Consider the following 6632-nt stretch of genomic DNA (forward strand, 5'->3'; position numbering starts at 1 on the left):
CTTCGGATAATATACAAAATCAAACATCTGCGCTACAAGGTTCAGCCGAACAAACCGCTGATATATTTGCTGATGGTGATGGCGCTGAGTACTGCCATCAAACCGACCACTATCACGCCGGAAACAGTGAGCCACAGCGGGTGTTTGTAGTCGCCGATAATTTTGGTTTTGTAGGCGGCAATCAGAATCAGACCGAGGGAAATCGGTAAAATCAGGCCGTTTAATGCGCCTACGAACACCAGCACCTGCGCCGGTTTGCCGATAGTGGAAAATACGGCGGTAGACACGGCGATAAAGGCAATAATCCATTTGTTTTTATTGCGTTCGATAGACGGGCTGAGACCGGAGAAGAACGACACCGAAGTATAAGCCGCACCAATCACCGAAGTAATCGAAGCCGCCCAAATCACCACGCCGAAAATCAGCAGGCCGATGTATCCCGCCGCATATTCAAACGGTGTGGAAGCAGGGTTGTCGGGATTGAGCTGTACGCCTTGGCTGACCACGCCTAAAACCGCCAAAAACAATACAATACGCATAATCGAGGCAATCAGGATCGCCCGCACCGAGCTTTGGCTCACTTCCGGCAACGCCGATTTGCCTTTGATGCCTGCGTCCAGCAGACGGTGCGCACCGGCGAAGGTGATGTAGCCGCCGACCGTGCCGCCCACCAGTGTAACAATCGCCATTGCATCGAGTTCTTCCGGCATAAAGGTATGCACGGCGGCATCTGCCAGCGGCGGATTCGCCTGCCATGCCACATAAACCGTCAGCGCAATCATTACGAAACCCATCACTTGGGCGAATTTGTCCATCACTTTGCCTGCTTCTTTAAACAGAAACACACCGATGGCAATCACGCCGCTGATCACGGCACCGGTTTCCGGCGACAGTCCGGTCAGCAGGTTCAGCCCCAGGCCTGCGCCGCCGACGTTACCGATATTGAATGCCAAACCGCCCATCACAATCAGCACAGCCAAGAAATAGCCTGCTCCGGGCAAGACCTGATTGGCAATATCCTGCGCCCGTTTTTCGGAAGCGGCGACAATCCGCCAAATATTGAGCTGCGCCCCGATGTCGAGCAGAATCGAGAGCAGAATCACAAAGCCGAAACTTGCCCCCAGTGCTTGGGTGAAAGTGGCGGTTTGGGTCAGAAAGCCCGGACCGATGGCGGAAGTCGCCATCAGGAATGCAGCGCCGATTAAGGCATTTCTGCGGTTTTTTTGATCAGACATAATCGCTTATTCTCTATAAAATTGGCTGTTACTGTGTTTGGGCGAAACCTGCGGTTTTCAGACTGCGGTTTTCAGACCGCCTATGAACTGTTTTTCAAGCAGAAACTTTGATGCCTGCCGCCAGTAGTTCCTGCCGGATTTTTTCGGCAAACACCACGGCGTGCGGCCCGTCGCCGTGCAGACAGATGCTGTCGGCTTGCACGGCAACCAGGCTGCCGTCCACTGCTTTGACCTGCCCGTCCCGCAACATCTGCAATACTTGGGCGATGGCTTCCTCGTCGCTGTCCACCTGCGCATCGGGGCGGCTGCGGGGAACCAGCGTACCGTCGGGCAAATAGCGGCGGTCGGCGAATACTTCGGAAATCACGCCCAAGCCTGCGGCTTTTCCGGCTTCCAAGAGCAGGCTGCCGGAAAGTGCCATCAATTTCAATTTCGGGTCGAAATCCGCCACAATTCGGGCAACGGTATCCGCCAGCGCACGGTTTTTCGCCGCTTGGTTGTACATTGCGCCGTGCGGTTTGACATAAGCCATTTCCAAATCCTGATCACGGCACAAGGCCTGCAATGCGCCCAACTGGTAATTCAGACACGCCCGCAAATCGGCTTCGGACAGATTCATTTCGGTACGGCCGAAGTTTTCCCGATCGGGATAGCCGGGGTGTGCTCCGATGCGTACGCCGTTTTGTTGGGCATACGCCAATGCCGACCGAATATCGGCAATGCTGCCGGCGTGTTGGGCGCAGGCGATGTTGGCCGAAGTAATCACCTGCAACAGGGCTTCGTCGCTGCCGCAGCCTTCGGCGAGATCGGCGTTTAAATCAACCTGCTTCATGGGCGATTCTCCGTATTTGGTTCAGATAGGCTTGGTTCTTGCGCCGCAGGGCGGAGGCTTCTTTCAAGCCGATTATTTTGAATTTGACTTTGCTGCCGAAACGCACCTGTGCCAGCCTGCCCAAATCGGCGGCGGCAACGGTGGCGATTTTCGGATAACCGCCGGTGGTTTGCGCATCGGCCAGCAGGATAATCGGTTTGCCGCCGGGCGGCACCTGCACGGTTCCTGCCTGAACAGCGTGGGACAGCATTTCCAAAGGTTGCGACAGGGTCAGCGGCTGTCCGTCGAAGCGGTAGCCCATGCGGTTGCTGTCGCTTTGCAGCGTCCACGTTTCCCGTTCCAGATTCAGACGCCCTTTTTCACTGAAAGCGGCATATTCCGACGAAGGAACAAGGTGGACGGTATCGGTAAACGGTATCGGGGCGATGCCGACTTTGGACAATTCCTGCGCACCTTTGCCGATGGGGAGACAATCGCCTTTTTGCAGCATTCTGCCCTGATAGCCGCCGAAACCGGCTTTCAGGTCGGTGCTTCTCGAACCCATCACTTCCGGCACATCAAATCCGCCCGCCACGCACACATAGCCGTACATGCCCTGCACGGCACGCACCAGATTCAAGGTCTGCCCTTTGCGGGCGGTATAACGCCAATACGAATAGACCGGTTCGCCGTCCAATTCCGCCTGATACACGGCACCGGTGAGACAAAACGGCGTATCCCGTTCAAACACCAGCATTATCCCGCCCAAAGCGATTTCGATTGCGGTCGTGCCTTCGTCGTTGCCCAATAAAATATTGCCCGCCGCCAAAGCAACCGTGTCCATCGCACCGGCATGACCGATGCCGTAACGCCGGTGTCCGTAGCGTCCGGTATCCTGAATATGCGCCGGTGCCTGCACTGCCGAAACGTGAATCATGGCTCAATCCTTTCTGCAACAAAGCGGACTTGGTCGCCCGCCGCCAGCAGGGTCGGCGGATTCAAATCGGCTCGGAACAAGGGTAATTCGGTTCTGCCGATAATCTGCCAGCCGCCGGGCGAAGCGAACGGATACACACCGGTCTGACTGCCGCCGATACCGACCGAACCCGCGGGAACGGACGTTCTCGGCACGGCACGGCGGGGCGTGTGCAATGCTTCGGGCAAGCCGCCCAGATAAGGGAAACCGGGCTGGAAGCCCATCATAAATACGGTATAGGTTTGCGCCGTATGGCGGCGGACGATTTCGGAAATATCCGTCTGATGGAAAGCAGCGACTTCCGCCAAATCCAGGCCGTATTCGCCGCCGTAGCAGACGGGAATTTCCACCAGTTTGCCCTGATGGTCTGTAACGGCGGTGTGTTCCCAAACATATTGCAATTCATCGGCAAGCGTCGCCAAATCGGTATCGAAACGGGTGAACACGGTCAGATTGTTCATGCCGACCACCACTTCCTCAATCCTGTCGTGCTGCTCGAGCGCAGCGGCAAACGCCCACAACTTTTGCTGTTTACCCAGTTCGGAAGGTGCATTCAGTCGGCAGACCAAAGCGGATTCGCTGATTGGTGTGATCTCTATTCTCATTTGTTGTTCATTTTGGTTATGTTTTAATGAATCTATATGCAGGGGCGGCGGTTTGTCAATATCTTCTGTGCCGCATCATCAAACCGTCGATTGGAAAAGTGCTGCCCTGCCGCTGCACTTTTTCAGACGACCTTAAACCGTTTCTATTAAAATACCGTATTCCTACTTTTTTTCATGCGGTATTTATGTTTTCCGAGTCCTCTTCCGCAGCCCTCCTGAAAGGCTTGAACCCCGAACAACTCTCCGCCGTAACCTGGCCGCCGCAATCCGCCCTTGTGCTGGCGGGCGCGGGCAGCGGCAAGACGCGCGTGCTGACCACGCGTATCGCTTGGCTGTTACAAAGCGGACAAGCCAGCGTACACAGCATCATGGCGGTAACGTTTACCAACAAAGCCGCCAAAGAAATGCAAACCCGACTCGGCGCGATGATTCCCATCAACGTCCGCGCCATGTGGCTCGGCACGTTCCACGGTCTTTGCCACCGTTTTCTACGGCTGCACCACCGCGATGCCGGCCTGCCGTCCTCCTTTCAAATCCTCGACAGTGGCGACCAGCTTTCCCTCATCAAACGCCTGCTCAAAAGCCTCAACATCGCCGAAGAAATCATCGCGCCGCGTTCGCTGCAAGGCTTTATCAACGCGCAAAAAGAATCCGGTTTGCGCGCTTCTGTGTTGAGCGCGCCCGATCCGCACACAAGCCGCATGATCGAATGCTACGCCGAATACGACAAAATCTGCCAACGCGAAGGTGTGGTTGATTTTGCCGAACTCATGCTGCGCAGTTACGAAATGCTGCAAAGCAACGAAATCCTGCGCCAGCATTACCAAAACCGCTTCAACCACATTCTCGTTGATGAGTTCCAAGACACCAACAAACTGCAATACGCCTGGCTCAAACTCATGGCGGGCGGTAACGCGGCAGTCTTTGCCGTCGGCGACGACGACCAAAGCATATACCGGTTTCGCGGCGCGAACGTAGGCAACATGACCGCGCTGATGGAAGAGTTCCACATCGACGCGCCCGTCAAACTCGAACAAAACTACCGCTCCGTCGGCAACATCCTCGCCGCCGCCAACGCCGTTATCGAAAACAACGACGAACGCCTCGGCAAAAACCTGCGCACCGACGCCGAAGCAGGCGACAAAATCCGCTATTACTCCGCCTTTACCGACCTCGAAGAAGCCCAATTCATCGTTGACGAAACCAAAGCCCTCGAGCGCGAAGGCTGGGATTTGGACGAAATCGCCGTCCTCTACCGCAGCAACGCCCAATCCCGCGTTATCGAACAAAGCCTGTTCCGCAGCGGCATCCCCTACAAAATCTACGGCGGCCTGCGCTTTTACGAACGCCAAGAAATCAAACACGCGCTCGCCTACCTGCGCCTCGCCGTCAATCCCGACGACGACAACGCCCTCTTACGCGTCATCAACTTCCCGCCGCGCGGCATCGGCGCACGCACCATCGAAAACCTTCAGACGGCCTCAACCGAACAAGGCATCACCCTCTGGCAGGCAGCCTGCAACGCCGGCGCAAAAGCTGCCAAAGTCGCTGCCTTCGTCCGCCTCATTGAAGCCCTGCGCAACCAAGTCGGACAAATGCCCCTGTCCGAAATCATCGTCGGCATCCTCAAAGACAGCGGCCTGACCGAACACTACAAAACCCAAAAAGGCGACAACCAAGACCGCCTCGACAACCTCGACGAACTCGTCAACGCCGCCATCGAGTTCAAACCCGAAGACAGCAACTTCGAAATCCTGCCCGACAACATTTCAGACGACCCCGCCTTCCCCATTCTCGCCTTCCTCAGCAACGCCGCCCTCGAATCCGGCGAGAACCAAGCAGGCGCGGGCGAAAAAGCCGTCCAGCTCATGACCGTCCACGCCGCTAAAGGCTTAGAGTTCAACGCCGTCTTCCTCACCGGCATGGAAGAAGGCCGCTTCCCCAGTGAATACTCCCTCGCCGAGCGCGGCGGCCTCGAAGAAGAACGCCGCCTCATGTACGTCGCCATCACCCGCGCCCGCAAACGCCTTTACATCACCATGGCGCAACAACGCATGCTGCACGGGCAAACCCAATTCGGCATCGTTTCCCGCTTCGTCGAAGAAATCCCCCCCGAAGTATTGCACTACCTGACCGTCAAAAAGACCGCCTACGACAGCTACGGCAGCCCGCGCCAAACCGCCGCCCCAAAAGACAAAATCATCGACGACTACAAACAGCCCCAAACCTACGCAGGCTTCCGCATCGGACAAAACGTCCGCCACGCCAAATTCGGCACCGGCGTCATCATCGATGCCGTAGACAAAGGCGAATCCGCCCGCCTGACCATCAACTTCGGCAAACAGGGCGTGAAAGAGCTGGATACCAAGTTTGCGAAATTGGAAGAGATGTAGAAGGGAGATGGCAGAGGCCGTCTGAAACCCGTAGCGTGGGCTTTGCCCACGAATCAAACCCAAAATTTCAGACGGCCTCCTTCAATAGCCATTATCGTGGGCAAAGCCCACGCTACAACGTACACACACGGGGCAAATAGAGATGTAGGTCGGATACTTGTATCCGACAAAAACATTTGATGCATCTATCGTTTCCGAAAACCTCTGTTGGAAATGTCGGATTCAAGAATCCGACCTACGGCTTGCTGCCTGACAATTCATCGGCAGACAAGCAGTCGGACAATGATTCGGGAGCGGATAAGATGCTGGATTTGTTGAATAAGATTGTCGATTTTTCCAGCAAGAAATCTATGGGAAATTGACTAAGAGACAGTTGTTACCCCAAAGGTCGTCTGAAAACGTTTTGGCGAAACCGGCTATCTGTTTTCAGACGACCTTTGCTTTAAAACAGTCATCATCCTTTCAATCTTATAGCTATCCTTTGGTGCAATAGTTTTTCAAACGGCTTTTGCGGGCAAAGCCCACGCTACGGAGCGGCAGGGGTCGATACTGTCTTGCCACCGGGTTCGATTGTTTAATCTGCCGCCGTCATTCCCGCGCAGGCGGGAATCC

At 55.6% G+C, this 6632-nt stretch carries 5 protein-coding genes; 1 reads left to right on the top strand and 4 read right to left on the bottom strand.

The window, feature by feature from the left end; translation table 11 throughout:
* Window positions 1-41 precede the first annotated feature (41 nt).
* The 4 genes from HMPREF2907_RS08885 to pxpB form a co-directional block, all read right to left on the bottom strand.
* Window positions 42-1235 carry an NRAMP family divalent metal transporter gene (locus HMPREF2907_RS08885; RefSeq protein WP_070682270.1) on the bottom strand — a complete coding sequence of 398 codons (1194 nt, stop codon included), beginning with the start codon at window positions 1233-1235 and terminating at the stop codon, window positions 42-44.
* A 94-nt stretch (window positions 1236-1329) separates the two neighbouring features.
* Window positions 1330-2067, bottom strand: coding sequence for a 5-oxoprolinase subunit PxpA (gene pxpA / locus HMPREF2907_RS08890; protein ID WP_070682273.1), 738 nt, complete (start codon window positions 2065-2067; stop codon window positions 1330-1332).
* Window positions 2054-2983 (bottom strand): 5-oxoprolinase subunit C family protein, encoded by a 930-nt coding sequence (locus HMPREF2907_RS08895; protein WP_070682276.1) that lies wholly within the window; start codon window positions 2981-2983, stop codon window positions 2054-2056. The genes pxpA and HMPREF2907_RS08895 overlap by 14 nt, the downstream gene beginning before the upstream one ends.
* Window positions 2980-3627, bottom strand: coding sequence for a 5-oxoprolinase subunit PxpB (gene pxpB, locus HMPREF2907_RS08900; RefSeq protein ID WP_070682279.1), 648 nt, complete (start codon window positions 3625-3627; stop codon window positions 2980-2982). The genes HMPREF2907_RS08895 and pxpB overlap by 4 nt, the downstream gene beginning before the upstream one ends.
* A gap of 185 nt (window positions 3628-3812) precedes the next feature.
* Here pxpB and uvrD point away from each other — a divergent pair, with 185 nt between their 5' ends.
* Window positions 3813-6020: a DNA helicase II gene (gene uvrD / locus HMPREF2907_RS08905; protein WP_070682282.1), complete on the top strand. Its 2208-nt coding sequence runs from the start codon at window positions 3813-3815 to the stop codon at window positions 6018-6020.
* The last annotated feature ends 612 nt before the right edge of the window (window positions 6021-6632 follow it).

This window comes from Neisseria sp. HMSC055H02 (assembly GCF_001813335.1).
In the GTDB taxonomy this organism is placed as follows: Bacteria; Pseudomonadota; Gammaproteobacteria; order Burkholderiales; family Neisseriaceae; genus Neisseria; species Neisseria sicca_C.